The organism is Borrelia turcica IST7 (genome assembly GCF_003606285.1).
Lineage (GTDB): Bacteria > Spirochaetota > Spirochaetia > Borreliales > Borreliaceae > Borrelia > Borrelia turcica.
Window position 1 is genome coordinate 300,560 of record NZ_CP028884.1, and the last position, 19,426, is coordinate 319,985.

Sequence of the window (19,426 nt, forward strand, 5' to 3'; positions counted from 1 at the left end):
TTAAAATTACATATCAAATATATCAATTTGTGTTAATGCAATCTCTTTTATTTCACCATTTCTAAGAACACTATTAATCCTAGCCTTAATTTCTGCTTTAATCTGACTCTCATTTTTTATCTCTTGTGCTGTCCTTTGACTAAAATATTCTCTAATAATATCTTTTAACCTTACTTTTTGTCTTCCAAGTTCATTTAAAATATTTACATTATTCTCAGCATATCCCAAAGCAAGTTTTATTACAAAAGTTTTAGGAGGAGTATCAAGAGTAGTTCCCCTAATCTCATCTATGCTCTCATACCATATAAGCATAGGAGGTTTTCCTAAATATTCATTAGAAAAAATTGGAAATTCATTAGGTGCTCCACTTTGACTTACTACCATCTTAGATACAAAATAAGAAACTATAATCATAATAACAACAGTAAATAATCCTATTGCTATTATTTGCAAAATTTTTATTATAATATCTGGTAATAAAGCACTTTTTTTCCCATCACTCCCAACATCCATATTCTCATCATTATTCTCAGGCATATTCCCTCCTATAAATTTCTTCCTTCATTCTAACTTATTATTGATTAATACCCTTAGTAGTACTTAAAGAAGAATCACTAGTAATTAAAATATCTATTCTTCTGTTATAAGCTCTACCCTCAGGTGTATCATCTGTAGCAATTGGTCTGCTACCTGCCAACCCAGATACCTCAAATTTATTCTCAATATTTGCTATCCTAGACTGATCAGTGTAGTTCAAAATCTGCTCTAGCATATTTACTGCCCTTGCCGCTGAAAGCTCCCAATTACTCTTCCAAATTTCATTTATACCAGTATCAATATTATCCGTATGTCCTTCAATCTTAAAATTATATCCTTGCTCATCTAGGAAACCAATAAAAGATGCTATTTTTTGTATAGTCTCTCTATTTCCATCAAGCTTAACTTCAGCACTAGCTGTATCAAAAAAAGTATCTGCTAAAAGAGATACAATAACCCCTCGTTCAAGACGCCTAACAATAACACTCTTAGACTGAATTTTTTCAATAAATTCAATCATAGACTTATTTCTAGCTGTCTGAGAAGCTTGTTTATTTTTAGCAGTAGAAGGTAAAGACATAAAACTATTACTCAAATAAGAAAGTTTATCTATATCTAAAGTCTTTCCACCTTTAAAAAATCCGGAACCTGTAAATGAAGCTGACATTATCTTTAATATGTTTTCTTTAAAAATAACATCATTTAATGAAAACATAGTAACAAAAAAAACAAGCAACAAGGTAACCATATCCCCATATGTTAACATATAATCAGGAGCACCCTCTTCACATTTTGAACGCTTCTTAGTCCTCAATGCCATCATTCACCTCCAAGAACACTTCCAACCTGATTTCTATCCTTAGGCGTCAAGAATGTCACTAACTTTTGCTCCAAAATTCTAGGATTATCCCCTGCCTGAATTGATAAAATACCTTCAACTATCATCGTTTTCACTGCCGTCTCTTCATTATCTATAGATTCTAACTTAATTTGAACAGGAATAAACATCAAATTTGCCATTATTGTACCATAAAGAGTTGTAATAAGAGCAACAGCCATAGAAGAACCCAGAGCTGACTTATCTTCTAAATTTCCAAGAAGAGCTATAAGTCCAATAAGCGTACCTGTCATTCCAAAAGCAGGAGCAAGCTTTGCCCAAGTTCCAAAAAGATTAGCACCCATCTTGTGTCTCTCCTGCATTTGATCTAGTTCAAGATAAAGCATAGTTCTAATTATTTCAGGGTCAGCACCATCAACAACAAGTCTCATTCCAGACTTAAAAAATGGATCATTAATTTGTTCAAGTTCATCATCAAGAGATAAAAGCCCCTCTTTCCTAGCTTTTTCTGAAAGCTCTACTAAAGTCTTTATGTTAGACGCCTTAGCAAAAGAACTCTTTTTAAAGAAAAAGCCTAAATAAGTAGGTATTTTCTTAACAGCAATAATTTCTGAAGAAGCCATAAGTGCAGAAAAAGAACCAACAACCGTAATAAATACAGAACTTAAATCCCAAAAAACCCCTAATCCTGTTGGAGTAAATGCCATAGAAATTAAAATAGCTCCAAATCCAACTCCCCACCCAAGTATACTAGCCAAATTCATAACCCAACTCCCTCATCCTCTTGTGTAACTTTACCTAAAAAAGCAACCTCTCTTCTATACATTTTAATTCTATCTACCACCTCTTCTATATTTTCTTTTACAACTAATTTCTTACCATTCATCAGAAGAATCGTAGTATCGGGATTAGCCTCAATACTCTCAATATGATAAGGATTTAAGTAATAACCATCTCCATTTAATTTAGTTACATAAATCATACATCAAAACACTATGCCTTAAGTCTTACAAGTTCCTGTAATAACTGATCTGAAGTAGTAATAGTCTTAGCATTAGCTTGAAACCCTCTCTGTGTAACGATCATATCTGTAAATTGTTCCGCAAGATCAACATTAGCCATCTCTAAGACTCCCGCCCTAATAGTACCAAGACCTGCAAACCCAGTTTCACCTATTCTAACCTGACCTGAATTACTTGTCTCAATAAAATTAGTATCACCCGCTTTAGCAAGTCCTCCAGGATTAATAAATGACGCAAGAGCAATCTTTCCAATATCTCTTCTAATACCATTTGAATAAACTCCTGTTATGACTCCATTTTGATCTATTTCATAATTTTCCATATAGCCCATTCCATATCCATCCTGAACAATAGCCTTTGTTGTGCTTGCATCAGCAAATTGAGTAATTGAATTAGTATAACTACCAACATTTCCAAGTCTAAAATTAACAGTTTGCACTTCCCCAGCCTCGCCAACATTAGCACCAGGAACACCAAATGTTATAGGAAATTCAAGCAAATCTCCTACCTGCCCCACTTGACCATTTAAAGAAAGTAATGCACCCTCATTATTAAAGCCTATTGAAAAGTTAGAATTCTCCTCTCCATTCACTAAAACTGTAGCATTCCATGCATTAGGAGTAGCTGGATCCTTTACAACTCTAAGCTCCACAATACTAGTATTCCCAAATCCATCATAAACCGTCTTATTAACAACCCAAGTTCCACGAGCAACATCCAATTCACTAGAACCTTCTTCAATTATAGGTAACCTCTTGTCAAGATTGCAGGCAAAAGTAATATACTCAGTAGCCTTAGCCCCTTCTTTGTCTCCAATAGGAATAACTAAATCTTCAACATCAGAAGATGTATTAATAACCTGTTGTCCTCCAATAGTCCTTGCCATCCATCCTTGAATCCTCATTCCATTTGCAGGATTTACAAGATTGCGTTCAGAATCAATATCAAACGCACCAGCTCTTGTATAAAAAGAATTATTGCCTTCTCTTAAAATAAAGAATCCATTACCACTAACTCCAAGGTCAGAAGCCTTCTGAGTACTTTGAAAAGATCCTTGAGTATGAATCGTATCCACTGTAGCAACACTCATACCAAGCCCAACCTGCTTAGGATTAGTACCACCCCGCCCCTCAGTAGGACGAGATGCCCCAGAAATACTCTGAGATATCATATCTTGAAAATTAACTCTTCCCTTTTTAAAGCCAATTGTATTCACATTTGCAATATTATTACCAACAACATCCATCCTAGTTTGATGATTCTGAAGACCAGAAACACCAGAATATAAAGATCTCATCATACAATTACTCCTCCAAACCTATTGACAAAATATTTTCATAAGCATAATATTTTCCATCTACCATAATTTTCGGATTTACTCCTGCCTTAATATTTGTTACCTTGCCCTTAATAATCTCTCCATCAACATGTTCAAATTCAACTATCTTACCTAATAAATCTAAATCTCTATTTATAGAAAGCGAAGAGGATAGCTTTTCAAAAGATTTACTCATATTTGTCATTTGCTCAAGAGCAGAAAATTGTGCCATCTGAGCAATAAACTCTTTATCTTTCATCGGATCTGTAGGATCCTGATATCTAAGTTGAGTAATAAGAAGTTTTAAAAAATCATCCCTACCAAGATTAGCGCCTTTAGACCCTCTCTCTACACTAGCATTAGAAGCCTCTTTGACCCTACCTACATTAATTAAGCTAGAAATATTTTCAATTGTATTCACTTACCCTCCATCAAACAATAAAATTAATACTTTTTTCTAAATCACCAGAAATTTCAACATCATCTTCAAGTTTAAATATTTTGCTCTCATCAAAAGAAAACCCTCGTCCCTCACCTTGATCTTTAAAATAACCAGAAAAAAATCCAGAATCACTACCCGCAAGAGAAAGACTCAAACTAGTATTAAACCCATTATCATCTAACATTTTGCTGATTGAATACATATTTTGCTCAAAAAGAGCTCTAACATTTTGATTATCAACTATTATCCTACCAAATAAATTATTATTAGAATCAAGATTTAAATTAATTCGTATGCTACCAAGCTCTCTAGGCTTTAAAATCAATCTAATCTCTCCTGTATCATTCGATTTTAACACAATCTTAGCCTTATCCACAATATTGTGATTAACCTTTAAATTCCACTCTGACATTAAGTTATCATTAATATTACCAATAAAAGATTCTTTATTGTATTTTACTGTGTCAGAACTATAAAGATCACCAACAAATTCTCCCATTCCATCAAATGCTTCTTTAATATTATATTTATTAACAGAATTTTCATTATCAACTACTCTAAACCTAGCCTCTACATTAAACAATTCCCGTACACCATCATTTCTCTTAAAATTCTTAACATCAATATTAATAATATTCTTTTCCTTATCTCTTTTTTCAAGATCCAATTCATTATAACTAGAATCAAGATCTACGCGTACGATATCAAAACCCAAAAGAGAATTCATGTTTCCAAACAAAACATTAATCTCAGACAGAAAATTTTCAATACCCTTTATTATTTCCTTCTGATTAATAAGTCTATCACCAGACAAATTTTCACCCAAAGCTCTAAAATTTTCAAAACCCGATAAATTACCCATCTTTTTTACTAAAGATTTCAAATCAGACATAAAACCAGCATCACTAAGTTTTTCAAAAGCAAAAGTCTTATCTAAAGACATCTTTTTAAATTTCTTATCTATAAGGCCATTGCCTTTTAAAAATCTCAAAAAATCTAAAACAGAACCTCTAATTTTAGATACACCTTTCATTTCTGAAAAAATAAGATCCAAAAATCCACCTTTACGTCCTTTATCCAAAAGACCATCTAAATTTACCAAACCTAAGTCTTTACTCAATAAGTTAAAATTATTTGAAACAACCTTACTTAAATTATCCATAAATCACTCCAACGAACCAACAGACATCTTTCTCATCAATACAGCAGCTTTCTTAGCATCCATAAGAGATAACCAATAAGGAACAATAGATGCACGTCCCTCCTTTTTAGAAACATCTTCTACCTTACGTATATAAGATATTGCAATCTCATCATTAAGTTCCTCAAGCCTTCTAACCGCATCTTCTGGTGGCATATTCATTAAATATAGAGCAGACTGTACAAAATTTGCGTCCTCATCTTTATACTTGTTAACAATATCATCAATCACCTTCTGTTTTAAATCTAAATCTCTTTGCTTTTGATTCAGTTCGGCTTCAAGCTTATTCAAACTATCTTCTCTTTCCTTTAATTCCTCTCTTAACTTTTCAACTTGTTGGCTCTTAATATCAATAGCTTCTCTTTCCTTTATCATTCTAATTTCATCAAGACTAATATGTGTATCCTCAAAAGGTTGCATATTTTCACTAAAAAATAAATTCTTTACATACAGTGGAAAATAATCTCTAGTTCTATATATTCCAAATAAATCAATCAAAAAAAATGAAAGTCCCATGAAAAAAACAATCAAAAAAAGCCATAAACATAGTCTAGATAAGAATGACAAAACACTACTCATTACTATTCCCTAATTTTCTACAAATTTCATAGTTAACATATTCATCTAAAAATGAACTTTCTTTTTTTTCTTTTCCCTTAATTATAGTATCATTTAAAATTTTTATTAATATTTTGACCTTCTTTTCTTCTTTATACTTTTCTAAATAAGTATCATAATGCTTATTATATTCATTCTTCAATTTTACAAGCTTTTTTAATTCTTCTTTCTTTTTAAAATTTAAATAATCCAAATAATTCCCCTTACAAAGAATATCTACATTGTTTAATTCCTTTACACAATTAGGAACTTCATCAATAAACTTTTCTATTTTTGAAATATTATCATTTATATTCATTAAATTAATTTCACTAAATTTCTTATCATAAGTTTTAACAACTAATATTTTTTCAAATTTCTTCTTTTTAAATATTAAATCACTCAAGCTAATATTTCTCTTATCTCATTATCTAAATTTTCAAAATCAAATTCTTCTTGCATTCCCTGAGACACAAAATCAATAATCTTTGGGTATTTTGAAATTGCTAAATCAACCTCTTTATTAGACCCCTTAAGATAAATTCCTGTCTTAATCAAATCTTCATAATTTTTATAAACTGACAATAAATTTCTAATTTTAGATATTAATTTCTGTTTTTCAAAATTTACTATCCTATGAAGAGACCTTGAAGTAGAACTTAAAATGTTAATAGAAGGATAAACTCCTCTATCAGACAAATCCCTATCCAAAATGATATGTCCGTCCAAAATAGCCTTCATACTATCAGCTATGGGTTCTGTAAAGTCATCACCCTCAACAAGAACAGTATAAAACCCTGTGATACTACCCTTACCATTAAGACCTGAACGCTCAAGCAAAATAGGGATTTCTACAAAAACAGAAGGAGGATAGCCCTTAGCTGTAGGTGGTTCCCCCATAGAAAGACCTATTTCTCTTTTTGCACTTGCAAATCTTGTAATTGAATCAAATAGTAAAATAACATCTAAACCTTTATCTCTAAAATGCTCAGCTATTAATGTCGCAGTATAAGCACCCTTATATCTTGAAATAGGAGATTCATCAGAAGTTGATACAACCAAAACACTTTTTTTTAAACGCTCTTCTCCTAGCTCATACTTAATAAATTCATTAAGCTCACGCCCCCTCTCTCCAATAAATGCAATAACATTAACATCCGCCTTTGAATGCTTAGCAATCATACCAAGCAAAGTAGATTTACCCACCCCAGCACCAGAGAAAATACCTACACGCTGCCCCTTTGCAATTGGTAAAAATCCATCAAGAACCCTTACTCCAGTACTTATTTGTTCAGAAAAAACGCCTCTGCTTAGGGGATTAATTCTCCTAAAGCCTATTTCTTTATAATGCTTACAAAAAAACTGCCCCTTATTATCAATAGGTCTACCAAGCGAATCAATCACCCTTCCAAGCAGTTCATCACTAAGATTAATCTGAGGTCTTTTATTTAAAGAATAAACCTTATCTCCAACCTCAATACCATCAAAACCTTCATAAGCCATAAGACTAACCAAAGATCCATTAAAACCCAATACTTCAGCATATATTTTTTTCCCATTTCTCTGCTCAATCAGGCATAAATCCCCTATCCCACATTTTGGACCCAAACTCTCAACTAAAAGACCCTTAATCTTCTTTATCTTCCCAACAAGAGATATAGGCTCCACATTATCTAATACTTTTGAATAACTCTCAAAGAAATCGTCCATTAATATTCCCAAGAAGAAAGACTTAAGAAAAATTCTTAAGTCTTTCTTCTATCCTATCAAGCTGAGATGAAATACGTGCATCAATTTCTCCAAAATCCGTTTCAATAACACAACCACCCTTTCCTATATTTACATCCTCAATAACTTCTAAATGTTCTATAAAATTAAACTTAGAAATGAACTCATTCTTCTCATGTCTAACAATATCTACATCATCAAGATTAACTCGAATAATAATATTTGTTTTATTTTTTATTTTTCTTAAAGCTTCATTCACATTTTCTATGACAACATTCTTTTGAGTGTCTACAATTTTTTTAACCACTTTAACTGCAATCTGCATGACAAGCTTCATTATCTGATCCCCTGAAGATTCAAGAATTTCTCTCCTCTTTGCAACTAAAGACGCTATCATACTATTTAATTTGCCTAATAACCTATCAAAATCTTCACAACCCTTACTAAAGCCTGCTTCATATCCTTCTTTTCTTCCCATAGTAGTTGCAACCTCAAGTTCATTCTTCAACCTATCTTCATACTCTTTTACTATTTTTTCAATTTCAAGATTAGACTCTCTCTCTATTGCCTCTTTTTTACCCTCAGCTTCTCTTTGCAAAACTTCGGATCTCTCATTAGCTAAATCCACTATTTTACTAGCCTGCTCCCTAGCTTCTCTAAGAATCCTAGCAGATTCTTCTTCTATTTCCTTCCTAGCAAGCTCACGTCCATTATCAAGCTCTTCTTGAAGTTTTACTCTCTTGTCCATTAAAATTTCAAGTTCATTCCTAAGACTAACAACCTGATTATCTATATCAAAAACTTCATTTTCTTTTTTTCTAATTTCCAAAGATTCAAAAATAGGATTCGCAATCTCAACAAATTCCAACTTTACTACATTTGTAATTTCTTTTGATTTATATAAAATCTTAGGCAAGTAAAACTCCTTTACTAAACAAGCACATCTTCTTCACCGCCTCTAGAAATCACTATTTCACCCTGCTCCTCCAATTTCCTAATCAAAGAAACAATCTTTTGCTGAGATTCTTCAACATCCTTACGTCTAGTAGGCCCCAAAAATTCCATATCTTCTTTAAGCATTCCAGCAGCTCTTTTGGACATATTTTTAAAAATCTTTTCCTGAACAGGAACATCAACGGATTTTAAAGCCTTTGCCAATTCTTGCCCATCTATTTCTCTTAAAACTCTTTGTATTGACCTATCATCAAGAAGAACAATATCTTCAAACACAAACATCTTTTTCTTTATTTCTTCGGCAAGTTCAGGATCTTCCTCTTCAAGAGACTCAATAATAAATTTCTCTGTCTTTCTATCCGCCATATTAATTATCTCAACAACATTATCAACACCACCAGCTGAAGTATAATCTTCTGAAGATAAAGAGGCCAACTTTTTCTCAAGTACCCTCTCAACTTCCCTTACCACTTCCGGAGAAGTTCTATCCATCAATGCAATCCTTCTTGCAACATTAGTCTGTATTTCAGTAGGAAGACTTGATAAAATAAATGAAGCTTTTTGAGGATCAAGATATGAAAGTATTAGAGCAATTGTTTGTGGATGTTCCTGTTGTATAAAATTTAAAATATTAGCAGGATCTGCTCTTCTAATAAATTCAAAAGGTCTTGACTGTAAAGCAGACCCCAAATTATTAATAATATCGACAGCCTTTTGAGTACCAAGAGATTTTTCAAGAAGCTCCCTAGCATAATCTATTCCACCCTTTTGAATAAATTCTTGAGCCATCATCAATTCTTTAAATTCCAAAAGAACACTATCTTTAAGTTCAGAAGTAATAGTATCAAGTTTTGCTATCTCAAAGGTTAAAGACTCTATCTCCTCCTGAGAGAGATACTTAAAAACCTTAGATGAAATCTCTGAACCTACTGAAACCAATAAAATAGCTGCTTTCTGTTTCCCCGTTAAAGTAGATATATCAAGCGTGTCTTTTTCATTTCTATCTTCCATAAACTCTATTATCCTTTATACATTCTTAAAAATCCATGTCCTAATTAGCTTGGCAACATCCTCTGGCTTCTCTCGAGCTAAAATTTCAGCATTACTTTGAAGTTCATCCCCCTCCCTAAGTCCACCAACAACATCATCAACTCCAATGTCATCTCCATCCATTAATGCCTGTTGACGTCTTAAATGAGCCTGTTTTGCAAGTTCTTCTTCCCGAAGGCGTCTTCTTCTTTCAAGTTCTCTGGAGGCAATAAAAAATATTGTAAAAGCTAGTATCAACAATGCGAATACTATGCTTGCTATAAACAAAAAATATCTAAATTTCTCACTAGCAAAATAATCTTCATCTATCTTCCTAAATTCATTTAATCTATCAAAAGCAATATTCCTAACAGTAATAGAATCGCCCCTCTCTGGTTTATATTCAAAAGAACTCTGTAAAACATCTGTAATATTTTTCAAAGATTCATCAGAAATAGGCTTATATTCTCTTTTACGAATACCATTCTCTATTATAAAATTTCCAGATTCATCATAAACAAAATCCCAAACACCATCCACAAAAATACCAAGAGAAACGCCCGCAATCCTAGCAGGTTCCTTCTCACTTAAAGATTTCTTCTCGTTAAGAGCAACATTCTTAGTCTCTTTAAATTCATTTGATTTACCAATAATATCACTTAAATCCTGATACTCAGGTGGAGTATTCCCCTCCTGCCCCGGTGGTCCCCATGGGCTATAACCCTGCCCCTGATACTCCCTCTTATGCACCTGAGAAGAAATAACAGTAGAATCACTAATCTTCCTTGTATTATAAGAAGCCTTTGGATCTTGAGGTTGAAGTTCAATAGGAGCATATTCCTTAGACTCCGTAGTTTGCCGAGAAGTGTCTAGTTTCACATTAATTCTTGCAATCATAAACCTATCAACAGACAAAACCCTACTTAAAGCAAAATCAATCTCATCTCTCAACATAGACTCATATTTTAATTTAAGCTTCCTTTCCTTTTCCGCCAAATCAATTCTATCAATTCCATCTAAATTAGAAAAATCATTTAATATATTTCCCTTATTATCAACAATTGCAATATTATCCGATTCAAGACCCTCAACAGCGTACTGAATCAACTTAACAAGTCCTTCTACCTTCTTACGATTAGTAACAATATCAGAACCAGGCTTAGGCGTAATTCTAACAGAAGCCTTAACAGCTTCTTGAGACTCCTTAAAAAGAGCCTTCTCTGGCATTACAAGACTAATACTAACAGCATCAACGTCATCAAGAGCAACAATATGCTGCTCAACGGCTCTTGTAATTGATCTTCTAAGATTAATATTCCTTTCAAAATCTGTAATAGTCCATCTATCAATATCAAAAAGAGACCAAGGATCCATATGAACAGGAACAAGTTCCTCTCTCACAAGAATTGCTCTCATTCTCTTAGATATGTTTTCATCTGTTAAGTAAATTTTCCCATCTGCAGTAATAGTATATGTGACATTTTCCCTGTCAAGTCTTTGAACTATCCTATCTAATAAATATTGATCTTTAATCCCAACACCAAAAAGAGCAATACTCTGAGCCTTAGTAGAAAATCCTACTAAAAAAATAAGTGCAAAAATTACAAATAAAGCAATAACTCCAAAGGCAATCCTTTGAATCATACTAGCCTTTTTAAAAACTGTTTTTACTGATGCAAAAAAATTAGTAACAAAATTGCTCAAATTGTATAGCTCCTTAACGAATATTAATTATATCTTGATAAGCTCTAATACTTCTTTCAACAACAGCTTTCGTGATATTTAAATTCATACTAGCCTTAGCCATAGCCACAACAACATCATGTACATCAACTTTACCTGGCTCTACAATAGCCCTCTCTACCATCCTAGACACATTTAATTGGCTATCATTTACCCTAGAGATTGAATCCAAAAATACATCCTTAAAAGTTTTAGGCAATCCATCGTCAGCTTTAAAACCCTTTGCATTTAACTCAAAATGTAAAGGATCCTTACGCAACAAATAAACATTATTATCCATAAAAAAAGAATCAACTCTCATTACCTAAACCTCCCTAATTTTGTAATATTAATTTTGCAATATTGATAATGCATTCCTAAACATTGCCTTGCTACTATTAATAACAGTAGAATTTGCCTCATAAGCACGAGAAGCAGAAATCATATCCACCATCTCCTCGACTACATTAACATTAGGAAGTTCAACATAACCTTTCCGATCACCAGAATTGATTGCATCAGGATGTGTTGGATCATATTTTAACTTTAAAGGAGCCTTATCCTTCTCAATACCAGCAACTCTCACCCCCTGTCCAATCCCATTATCAAGATACTCAGGTACAAAAGGGCCCTTCCAATATGGATTTCTAACTCTTGGAGAAAAAATTACTCTCTGTCTCCTATAAGCCCCCCCATCAGAAGTTCTAGTAGTCTCCACATTTGCAATATTATTTGAAATAACATCTATTCTTAATCTTTGCGCTGTCAAACCCGTTGAAGCAGTATTAATACTTGAAAATAATCCCATAAATTATATTCCTTAAGATAATAATTTATTTTATTACAATATTCACACTTTTAAAATAATGGGTCTGAATATTTGTAAACAAGTTATACATCATTTGATTTTGAATAAGATCTTTAATCTCAGAATCAATATTCACATTATTGCCATTATTATTAAAAGAAGAGAGATAATCAAGCATTCTATGTGGCTTAACATCCAAATAACCCAACTCTTTAACACTATCTAAATGTTTTTCATTACCCTTTTCCAAAGACAAGCTACTTACATTTTTATTCAAAATAGCTCGTTTAAGCTCGGCCTCAAAAGTGACTTTACTTCTTTTAAAATTTGGAGTATCTACATTTGCAACATTATCAGATATTACACTCTGCCTTAAACCAAGAACATCCAAGTATCTATGTGTCAAATCAATTGACCTTTCAAAACTAATCAAACTAATACCCTCTACTTAAAACAACCTTTACCTATATTATATAATAATTTAAGTCTTTTTGTTCTTTAATTTCTATTTTTTCATTAACATAGTTCAAGTCTATTTCAATTTTTTTCAACTTGCTACCAGGTGCTTCAAAAAAAAGATCAGCAAGAACTTTTTCCATAACCCCATGTAGTCTTCTTGCACCAAGATTTTCTCCCTCAAGATTCATATTAAAAGTAAGCTCAGCTATTCTATCAATTGCCTCTTCGCTAAACTTCAAGGTTAAATTATAGATCTTAAACATCTCAACGTACTGTCTTATTAAAGAATTCTTAGTTTCTCTTAAAATATTTTTAAAATCATTTATACTTAAACTCTTAAGCTCAACTTTGATCGGAAATCTACCCTGCAATTCGGGTATTAAATCAGACGGTTTTGATAAATTAAAAGCTCCTGCTGCAATGAACAAAATATGAGAAGTATCTATTATTCCATATCTTGTATTAACTTTAGACCCCTCAACAATTGGCAATATATCTCTTTGGACCCCTTCCCTAGAAACATCATTTCCACTTCTATTCTTAGTAGCTATCTTGTCAATCTCATCTATAAAAATAATTCCCATATTCTCAACTCTTAATTTTGCAGTCTCTACAATATTCTCATTATCAACCAATTTTTCAAGTTCTTCAGATAAAATGATCTCTCTAGCTTTTTTTACCTTAACTTCTCTCCTTTTCTTTCTATCAAATATATTATTAATCAATCCCCCAAGACTCATATCAATTTCTTCAAAATTACCACCAGAAAATATTTCTATTGTAGAAACTGGCATTTTGCCTGAAACATAAATATCAATAAGATTCTCATCAAGTTCTCCACTTCTTAACTGCTTTCTAAGCTTTTCCCTTACTTTTTCGCTAGCTTTCCTTTCCTCGTCATTTTCAGAATTCTCAGGAGTTTTAAAAAGTTTATCAATTATCCTCTCCTCTGTGCGCTTACCTGCCTCTTCACGTACAGAATCATACATCTCTTCCTTTACCATACTAACCGCAATACTCATTAAGTCACGAATCATAGATTCAACATCACGCCCCACATAACCCACCTCAGTATACTTTGTAGCCTCAACTTTAATAAAAGGAGCCTTAATGAGCTTTGAAAGCCTCCTTGCAATCTCAGTTTTACCAATTCCAGTTGAGCCAATCATAATAATATTTTTAGGCATAACATCATCTCTTATTTCTTTAGGAAGTTTAGATCTTATATACCTATTAACAAGAGCAATTGAAACCACTTTCTTAGCTTCAGATTGTCCTATTATATATTTATCTAATTCTGCAACAATCTCTTTGGGAATTATATTTTGATTTTCAAGCTTATCCATTAACCAATCTCCTCAAGAATAATATTTGAATTCGTATATATACACACTCTTGCTGCCACTTTCAAAGACTTAAAAGCAATATCAGCAGCACTTAATTTTTTATTTTCCATATAAGCAAGGGCTGCCGAATACGCATAATTCCCCCCACTACCTATTGAGATAACATCTTCCTCAGGTTCAACAACATCACCTGTACCCGAAATTAATAAAATACTATCAGCAGTAGCAACAAGCATCATTGCTTCAAGCTTATGTAGTATTCTGTCAGATCTCCAATCCTTTGCAAGATCTACAGCTGCTCTTTTAATATCAATAACTCCATCTTCTCTAGCTTTAATCTTCTCTTCAAATTTTTCAAAAAGAGTAATAGCATCAGAAGTTGAACCTGCAAACCCTGCTAAAATTTTACCACTAAGTAGCTTCCTTATTTTTATAGCATTGGATTTTAAAACAGTATGTCCAAATGTTACCTGCCCATCTGCTGCTACAACAGTCTTTCCTCCTCTCCTTATTGCAATTACTGTAGTTCCTTTAAAGCTCATATAATCCCCCTATTTAGATATTTCATTCAATAACTTCTTAATAAGCATATTAGATACATCCCTACACTCAAAATAATTATTCGGATCATCGTTATTAATTTCAGGCTCATTATACTGAACATTAAGTATCTTATAAAGTTCCGGCACTCCTTTAATCTCCTGAGCTCCACTTTCATACAAAACCTTAGAACCATCTCCAGAATAATCAACATTGTATACATAAATATCAAGACCCAAATCAAGTCCAATATCGGCAGTAATTAAAGCTCCAGATTTCATCGGTGCATAAGTTACAAAAATAGAATCTGCAAGACCCGATACTATTCTATTCCTTTTCGCAAAAAAATAATTTTGTATTTTCTCATAGGGTAAAGTTTCAGTAATAATACCCCCTCCATTTTCTAAAAGCCTAGAGACATATTTTCTATTTTGTTTTGGGTAAATATTATCAATATCTGTTGCTATAACAGCATATGTTCTTTTCTTTTCGCATATTGCACCAAGATGAGCTTCAATATCAGCACCTATTGCAAATCCAGATATTACCTCAACATTATTTTTAGCAAGATGAGATGCTAGCTCTCTAATGTGATTCGCCAAAAATTTACTAATTCGTCTTGAGCCAACAACAGCCCAAGACACAGAAGTAGAGTCTGGAAGATTTCCTTTATAATAAATAGCAAATGGTGGGTCATAAATCCTTTTAAGCTTTACAGGATAATCTCCATCTCCAAGAAGTGTAACTTTTGCACCCGTTCTACTAATAACCCTCTGCTGTAACTCTATTAACTTCAAATCTGGAAGTTTATGTATTTTCTTAAAACTTCTACATAAATAATTAGAAATATCACCTAAACTTAATTTTAAAATATCATCTAAATCAAAATGATTAAAAATCTTAAACTTTTCTTTACCTTTTAAAAATTTTAAATTATCAACATAAAGTAATTTAATCATGAGACTACTTAAAATTACTTATCACTCTATTAACACCCTCTTTTTGTTCTTCAGTTAAAGCCTTATTTTTTGCCTTTTCATAATATAACAAAGCATTACTAAAATCACCAAGAGAATAGTAATTTGACCCTCTTAACATAAAAAATTCAAAGTAACTCTCGCCCATAGCCTCAAGTTTACTTAAATACCCCTTGGCCTCTGCTTGTTTATCAAAATCATAAACATACATAGTAGAGAGAGCGAAAAGAGCTTCCTTAAAATCATGTTTAATAGAAATCGATTTCAAAAAAGAATTTTCAGCAAGATTTAAATATTCCTCAATCTTTTCTTTACTCTTTATTTCTTTAGTCAAATTATAAGAAGATACCCCTACATAAAAATGAGATAAATAATTATTTGGACCATATTCCAAATTTTTATTAAAATACTCAATAGCAGGTCCGTATTGGCCAAGTTTAATAAGCTCAAGCCCAATTAAACTCAAAAATCTAGACTTTTTATCAATAGAATTTAATATATTTAAAACATTTTTTTCCTCTCTATCAATAAACTCCTTATAAACTTCAATCTTCTCTAAAGGGCCTCCTCCTGCTACCTCTATCTCCCTTATTCTAAGACCAAGATTTGCCTTCTCCTTAGCCCCATCTCCACAAGAGATAATCAAAAATAACAAGACTGATATCAATCTTCTCATTCAATCATCGCTACTTTTTTTATTTAAATTTCTCAAGAATGTTGGCACATCAATATCATCCTCAAAATAATTAACATTTTTAGATTTTGCTATAAAGTTTTCATTTACGCCGTAAGAATTCCCCACAGTACCCTGACTTCCTGACATCAAACTATCAAATTCTTTTGAACTTAAAGTATTGTTCTCAGCCACACCAGATAAATCTTTTTGTTTTTTAGAAGAAAAACCAGTAGCAACAACAGTAACATAAATTTCATCATCAAGATTTGAATTAATTGCATGTCCATAAATAACAGTAGCCTCATCATCAACGCTAGCAGTGATTATTCCCATAATCTCTTCAAGTTCAAGTAATGAGAAGTCTTCACCTCCAGTTACATTAACAAGAAGACCCTTAGACCCTTCAATTCTAACCTCTTCAAGTAAAGGATTACTAATAGCAGAAGTAGCTGCATCAACTGCCCTATTCTCACCCTTACCATAACCAATTCCCATTAAAGCATCACCCTGTCCTTGCATAATGCTCTTAACATCAGCAAAGTCAATATTAACTTCCCCATGTTCAATAATAAGGCCAGCAATACCTTGTACACCCATCCTTAAAACATCATCTGCCCTTTTAAAGGCGTCCTTTATAGTAGTTCTCTTATCAACAACAGTTAAAAGTTTTTGGTTTGGAATAATTATTAAGGTATCAACAGATTTTCGCAAATTATTTATTCCCTGCTCAGCAAGTCGCATTTTTTTAGGTCCCTCAAATTTAAAAGGTTTAGTAACAACCCCAACAGTTAAAATTCCAAGTTCTTTTGCTACCTGTGCAATAACAGGGGCAGCACCCGTCCCAGTACCTCCACCCATTCCAGCAGTAATAAAAACCATATCAGCACCTGCTAAATGATTTTTAATAATATCAATATCTTCTTCTGCTGCTGCTTGCCCTATCTCAGGTTTACCACCAGCTCCAAGACCCGCAGTAACCTTGGCACCAAGAGCAATTTTTATTGGAGCAATAGAAGTTTGAAGAGCCTGAAGATCAGTATTTGCCACAATAAATTCAACATCTCTTACTCCATATTCAATCATACGATTAACAGCATTACTACCTCCCCCACCTGCACCAATTACCTTAAGAACCGTAGGATTTGCAGCAGAATCAAACCTCCTTGAATGACTGTCAATAATGTTATAATCTTTCATTAAATTTCCTCCATGGCTGGTCAAAACCACTCTTTCAAAAACCAACCTTTCAACTTTGAAGATATTTTGTTTTGCTTCTTAGATTTATTATTTCCTTTCTTTAATTTATTGAATTTTTGCTGTTCATGTTTATAAAGGACAAGACCAAGCGCTGAGGCAAATTTAGGATCAATATACTCCTCACCTACTCCATTAATATTCATTGGAAACCCTATTCTTGATGGATATTTAAATACTTCTTCCATTAAATTAGAAATACCAGGAAATAATGCTCCTCCACCAGTTAAAACAATTCCTCCATTGATTTTGTTATAAAGTCCTCTTTTCATTATTTCAACTTTAATCATTTCAAAAATTTCACTTAACCTTGAATTAATGATAACAGCTAATTCTTTTCTACTTTTCTCTTGAGGAGGTCTAGTTCCAAGATTAGGAATAATAACACTCTCCATCTGGCTCTCAAGTACAGAAATATGAGCAACTCCTGCTGTTATTTTAATATTCTCAGCAACATCCTCAGGAACTTTCCAAACCTGTGCAATATCAAGAGTTACTCTATTTGCACCAATAGGAACTACACCCGTATAATAAGGAGAGCCATCAATATAAAGAATTATGTCTGTTGTCCCCTTTCCCATATCAATAAATAAAACTCCCATTTCTCTTTCTTCCTTAGATAAAGTAGCATATGACGATGCCAAACTCCCAAGAACAATCTCATCAACAGAAAATCCAGCACGATTTACACATCTAACTAAATTCTGACTTGAAGAGCTAGACCCCGTAATAATATGCACCTCGCCCTCAAGACGAATTCCCATCATATCTATTGGGTTCTTTATATGAGGAATTCCATCCACAATAAATTCCTGAGGAACTACATGTAAAATCTCTCTATCCATAGGAATTACAATTGCCTTAGCCGCCTCAATAACACGCTCAACATCCTCCTCGTCAATCTCCCTAGTTTTTGAATTTATTGCAACAACTCCACGAGAATTAGTGCCTTCAATACTACTACCTGACATAGAAACAGAAAGAGTAGAAATATCACAACCAGAAATAAGTTCAGCAGCTTCAATAGAATTAGAAATTGAATCAAGAGCTGCCTCAATATTTATAAGAACTCCCTTCCTAACACCCCTTGATACACTAGTGCCTATTCCAACTATTTCCAATTGGTTGTTCAAATTTATCTCAGCAACAACAGTGCAAATCTTTGAAGTTCCAACATCCAACCCTACTATCAAATTCCTAGACACTAATTTTCTCCCAACAAAATGATATCACCACTTCTTAAATCAATAGTATCGGAGCTTTCTTTAAGTAAATCAGCTATCATTAATACCTTATGCACTGCACCTATTAAGCTCATATCAGCTGTTATTAATATCTTATTATATATACTTTTCATATACAAAGTTATCTTGTAATCATAGAAATTCAATTTTAAAAAATTGATCTCTGATATTAAATTATACAAGGTATTTTGATTTATTTTAATATAATTAAGTTTCTTTATAACAGTAACCATCCTGTCTTCTAAAAAATCACCCACTTCATTATCATTTAAATGCAACCCACTAATTATGGGCAAATCATAAATTAAATCTTTACATTTTTCTAGAATCACACCATCTGAATCAATAAAATAATAAATAAAACTACCATCAATATTCTCATAAGTAGCAACAACTGGAACTCTCTTTTCAATATGAATACTAATTTTATTAGGGAATATAAGTTTCACGTCTACATTTTTCACTCTTAAATCTTTCTTAATATTTGTCTCATAAGCATTAATATCAGCTTCATAATAATAAGTATTAGGCTTAATGCCTGAAATCTTTATTATATCTTCCTTAGAAATATGAATACCATCATTAAAGCTAATATATCTAATTAAAAAATAAGGTGATACAAAAATAATAAAAACAATCTCAAGCAATATAAGAGAAACCATTACATATATGTATCTCAATAAAAATCTTTTATAAACTACCATATTTAAAATTAAATTGGCTCTTCTATAAAT

General features: G+C 32.5%; 23 protein-coding genes. All 23 read right to left on the bottom strand.

Annotated features, from left to right (window positions below; genetic code table 11):
* Window positions 1-6 precede the first annotated feature (6 nt).
* Genes fliL through DB313_RS01545 form a run of 23 tightly spaced genes read right to left on the bottom strand, consistent with a single transcriptional unit; the run spans window position 7 to window position 19,396 of the window.
* Window positions 7-537, bottom strand: coding sequence for a flagellar basal body-associated protein FliL (fliL, locus tag DB313_RS01435; protein WP_120104086.1), 531 nt, complete (start codon window positions 535-537; stop codon window positions 7-9).
* Window positions 538-574: 37 nt separating this feature from the next.
* Complete coding sequence (gene motB / locus DB313_RS01440) at window positions 575-1,357, bottom strand: flagellar motor protein MotB (protein WP_120104087.1); 783 nt, start codon at window positions 1,355-1,357, stop codon at window positions 575-577.
* Window positions 1,357-2,139: a motility protein A gene (locus DB313_RS01445; RefSeq protein WP_120104088.1), complete on the bottom strand. Its 783-nt coding sequence runs from the start codon at window positions 2,137-2,139 to the stop codon at window positions 1,357-1,359. The genes motB and DB313_RS01445 overlap by 1 nt, the downstream gene beginning before the upstream one ends.
* On the bottom strand, window positions 2,136-2,357 hold the full coding sequence (locus tag DB313_RS01450; protein ID WP_120104089.1) for a flagellar FlbD family protein: 222 nt from the start codon (window positions 2,355-2,357) through the stop codon (window positions 2,136-2,138). Before DB313_RS01450 ends, DB313_RS01445 begins: the two co-directional genes overlap by 4 nt.
* Window positions 2,358-2,368: 11 nt before the next feature.
* Window positions 2,369-3,697 (bottom strand): flagellar hook protein FlgE, encoded by a 1,329-nt coding sequence (flgE, locus tag DB313_RS01455; protein WP_120104090.1) that lies wholly within the window; start codon window positions 3,695-3,697, stop codon window positions 2,369-2,371.
* Between the two features lie 4 nt (window positions 3,698-3,701).
* Entirely contained in the window at window positions 3,702-4,106 is a 405-nt protein-coding gene (flgD, locus tag DB313_RS01460; protein ID WP_420808987.1) for a flagellar hook assembly protein FlgD, read from the bottom strand.
* Window positions 4,107-4,146: 40 nt separating this feature from the next.
* Complete coding sequence (locus tag DB313_RS01465; protein ID WP_120104092.1) at window positions 4,147-5,319, bottom strand: flagellar hook-length control protein FliK; 1,173 nt, start codon at window positions 5,317-5,319, stop codon at window positions 4,147-4,149.
* Between the two features lie 3 nt (window positions 5,320-5,322).
* Window positions 5,323-5,937 (bottom strand): periplasmic-type flagellar collar protein FlbB, encoded by a 615-nt coding sequence (locus DB313_RS01470; protein ID WP_120104093.1) that lies wholly within the window; start codon window positions 5,935-5,937, stop codon window positions 5,323-5,325.
* A complete protein-coding gene (locus DB313_RS01475; protein WP_120104094.1) occupies window positions 5,930-6,361 on the bottom strand; it encodes a flagellar protein FlbA in 432 nt (143 codons plus the stop codon). The genes DB313_RS01470 and DB313_RS01475 overlap by 8 nt, the downstream gene beginning before the upstream one ends.
* Complete coding sequence (locus DB313_RS01480; RefSeq protein WP_120104095.1) at window positions 6,358-7,665, bottom strand: FliI/YscN family ATPase; 1,308 nt, start codon at window positions 7,663-7,665, stop codon at window positions 6,358-6,360. The genes DB313_RS01475 and DB313_RS01480 overlap by 4 nt, the downstream gene beginning before the upstream one ends.
* Before the next feature lie 22 nt (window positions 7,666-7,687).
* Window positions 7,688-8,599, bottom strand: a complete 912-nt coding sequence (fliH, locus tag DB313_RS01485) for a flagellar assembly protein FliH (protein WP_120104096.1) — start codon at window positions 8,597-8,599, stop codon at window positions 7,688-7,690.
* A gap of 14 nt (window positions 8,600-8,613) precedes the next feature.
* On the bottom strand, window positions 8,614-9,648 hold the full coding sequence (gene fliG / locus DB313_RS01490) for a flagellar motor switch protein FliG (RefSeq protein ID WP_120104097.1): 1,035 nt from the start codon (window positions 9,646-9,648) through the stop codon (window positions 8,614-8,616).
* A 15-nt stretch (window positions 9,649-9,663) separates the two neighbouring features.
* Complete coding sequence (fliF, locus tag DB313_RS01495; protein WP_120104098.1) at window positions 9,664-11,370, bottom strand: flagellar basal-body MS-ring/collar protein FliF; 1,707 nt, start codon at window positions 11,368-11,370, stop codon at window positions 9,664-9,666.
* Between the two features lie 13 nt (window positions 11,371-11,383).
* Window positions 11,384-11,710 (bottom strand): flagellar hook-basal body complex protein FliE, encoded by a 327-nt coding sequence (gene fliE, locus DB313_RS01500; RefSeq protein ID WP_120104099.1) that lies wholly within the window; start codon window positions 11,708-11,710, stop codon window positions 11,384-11,386.
* A 27-nt stretch (window positions 11,711-11,737) separates the two neighbouring features.
* Window positions 11,738-12,196 (bottom strand): flagellar basal body rod protein FlgC, encoded by a 459-nt coding sequence (gene flgC, locus DB313_RS01505; protein WP_120104100.1) that lies wholly within the window; start codon window positions 12,194-12,196, stop codon window positions 11,738-11,740.
* Between the two features lie 25 nt (window positions 12,197-12,221).
* Window positions 12,222-12,629: a flagellar basal body rod protein FlgB gene (flgB, locus tag DB313_RS01510; protein ID WP_120104101.1), complete on the bottom strand. Its 408-nt coding sequence runs from the start codon at window positions 12,627-12,629 to the stop codon at window positions 12,222-12,224.
* Window positions 12,630-12,660: 31 nt separating this feature from the next.
* Window positions 12,661-14,001, bottom strand: coding sequence for an HslU--HslV peptidase ATPase subunit (gene hslU, locus DB313_RS01515; protein WP_120104102.1), 1,341 nt, complete (start codon window positions 13,999-14,001; stop codon window positions 12,661-12,663).
* Window positions 14,001-14,543 carry an ATP-dependent protease subunit HslV gene (gene hslV / locus DB313_RS01520; RefSeq protein ID WP_120104103.1) on the bottom strand — a complete coding sequence of 181 codons (543 nt, stop codon included), beginning with the start codon at window positions 14,541-14,543 and terminating at the stop codon, window positions 14,001-14,003. The genes hslU and hslV overlap by 1 nt, the downstream gene beginning before the upstream one ends.
* Window positions 14,544-14,552: 9 nt before the next feature.
* The gene (gene dprA, locus DB313_RS01525; RefSeq protein WP_174220860.1) at window positions 14,553-15,497 is read right to left on the bottom strand and encodes a DNA-processing protein DprA; all 945 of its coding nucleotides are present in this window, start codon (window positions 15,495-15,497) and stop codon (window positions 14,553-14,555) included.
* 7 nt (window positions 15,498-15,504) lie between these two features.
* A complete protein-coding gene (locus DB313_RS01530; protein WP_120104105.1) occupies window positions 15,505-16,194 on the bottom strand; it encodes a hypothetical protein in 690 nt (229 codons plus the stop codon).
* Window positions 16,195-17,391, bottom strand: coding sequence for a cell division protein FtsZ (ftsZ, locus tag DB313_RS01535; RefSeq protein ID WP_120104106.1), 1,197 nt, complete (start codon window positions 17,389-17,391; stop codon window positions 16,195-16,197).
* A gap of 20 nt (window positions 17,392-17,411) precedes the next feature.
* Window positions 17,412-18,653, bottom strand: coding sequence for a cell division protein FtsA (gene ftsA, locus DB313_RS01540; protein WP_120104107.1), 1,242 nt, complete (start codon window positions 18,651-18,653; stop codon window positions 17,412-17,414).
* On the bottom strand, window positions 18,653-19,396 hold the full coding sequence (locus tag DB313_RS01545; RefSeq protein ID WP_120104108.1) for a cell division protein FtsQ/DivIB: 744 nt from the start codon (window positions 19,394-19,396) through the stop codon (window positions 18,653-18,655). Before DB313_RS01545 ends, ftsA begins: the two co-directional genes overlap by 1 nt.
* Window positions 19,397-19,426 lie beyond the last annotated feature (30 nt).

Bases quoted from the DNA above. Each gene is read 5' to 3' on its own strand.
- fliL (WP_120104086.1), bottom strand. From the start codon at position 537: ATGCCTGAGAATAATGATGAGAATATGGATGTTGGGAGTGATGGGAAA.
- motB (WP_120104087.1), bottom strand. From the start codon at position 1,357: ATGGCATTGAGGACTAAGAAGCGTTCAAAATGTGAAGAGGGTGCTCCT.
- DB313_RS01445 (WP_120104088.1), bottom strand. From the start codon at position 2,139: ATGAATTTGGCTAGTATACTTGGGTGGGGAGTTGGATTTGGAGCTATT.
- DB313_RS01450 (WP_120104089.1), bottom strand. From the start codon at position 2,357: ATGATTTATGTAACTAAATTAAATGGAGATGGTTATTACTTAAATCCT.
- flgE (WP_120104090.1), bottom strand. From the start codon at position 3,697: ATGATGAGATCTTTATATTCTGGTGTTTCTGGTCTTCAGAATCATCAA.
- DB313_RS01465 (WP_120104092.1), bottom strand. From the start codon at position 5,319: ATGGATAATTTAAGTAAGGTTGTTTCAAATAATTTTAACTTATTGAGT.
- DB313_RS01470 (WP_120104093.1), bottom strand. From the start codon at position 5,937: ATGAGTAGTGTTTTGTCATTCTTATCTAGACTATGTTTATGGCTTTTT.
- DB313_RS01480 (WP_120104095.1), bottom strand. From the start codon at position 7,665: ATGGACGATTTCTTTGAGAGTTATTCAAAAGTATTAGATAATGTGGAG.
- fliG (WP_120104097.1), bottom strand. From the start codon at position 9,648: ATGGAAGATAGAAATGAAAAAGACACGCTTGATATATCTACTTTAACG.
- fliE (WP_120104099.1), bottom strand. From the start codon at position 11,710: ATGAGAGTTGATTCTTTTTTTATGGATAATAATGTTTATTTGTTGCGT.
- flgC (WP_120104100.1), bottom strand. From the start codon at position 12,196: ATGGGATTATTTTCAAGTATTAATACTGCTTCAACGGGTTTGACAGCG.
- hslU (WP_120104102.1), bottom strand. From the start codon at position 14,001: ATGGATAAGCTTGAAAATCAAAATATAATTCCCAAAGAGATTGTTGCA.
- hslV (WP_120104103.1), bottom strand. From the start codon at position 14,543: ATGAGCTTTAAAGGAACTACAGTAATTGCAATAAGGAGAGGAGGAAAG.
- DB313_RS01530 (WP_120104105.1), bottom strand. From the start codon at position 16,194: ATGAGAAGATTGATATCAGTCTTGTTATTTTTGATTATCTCTTGTGGA.
- ftsZ (WP_120104106.1), bottom strand. From the start codon at position 17,391: ATGAAAGATTATAACATTATTGACAGTCATTCAAGGAGGTTTGATTCT.
- DB313_RS01545 (WP_120104108.1), bottom strand. From the start codon at position 19,396: ATGGTAGTTTATAAAAGATTTTTATTGAGATACATATATGTAATGGTT.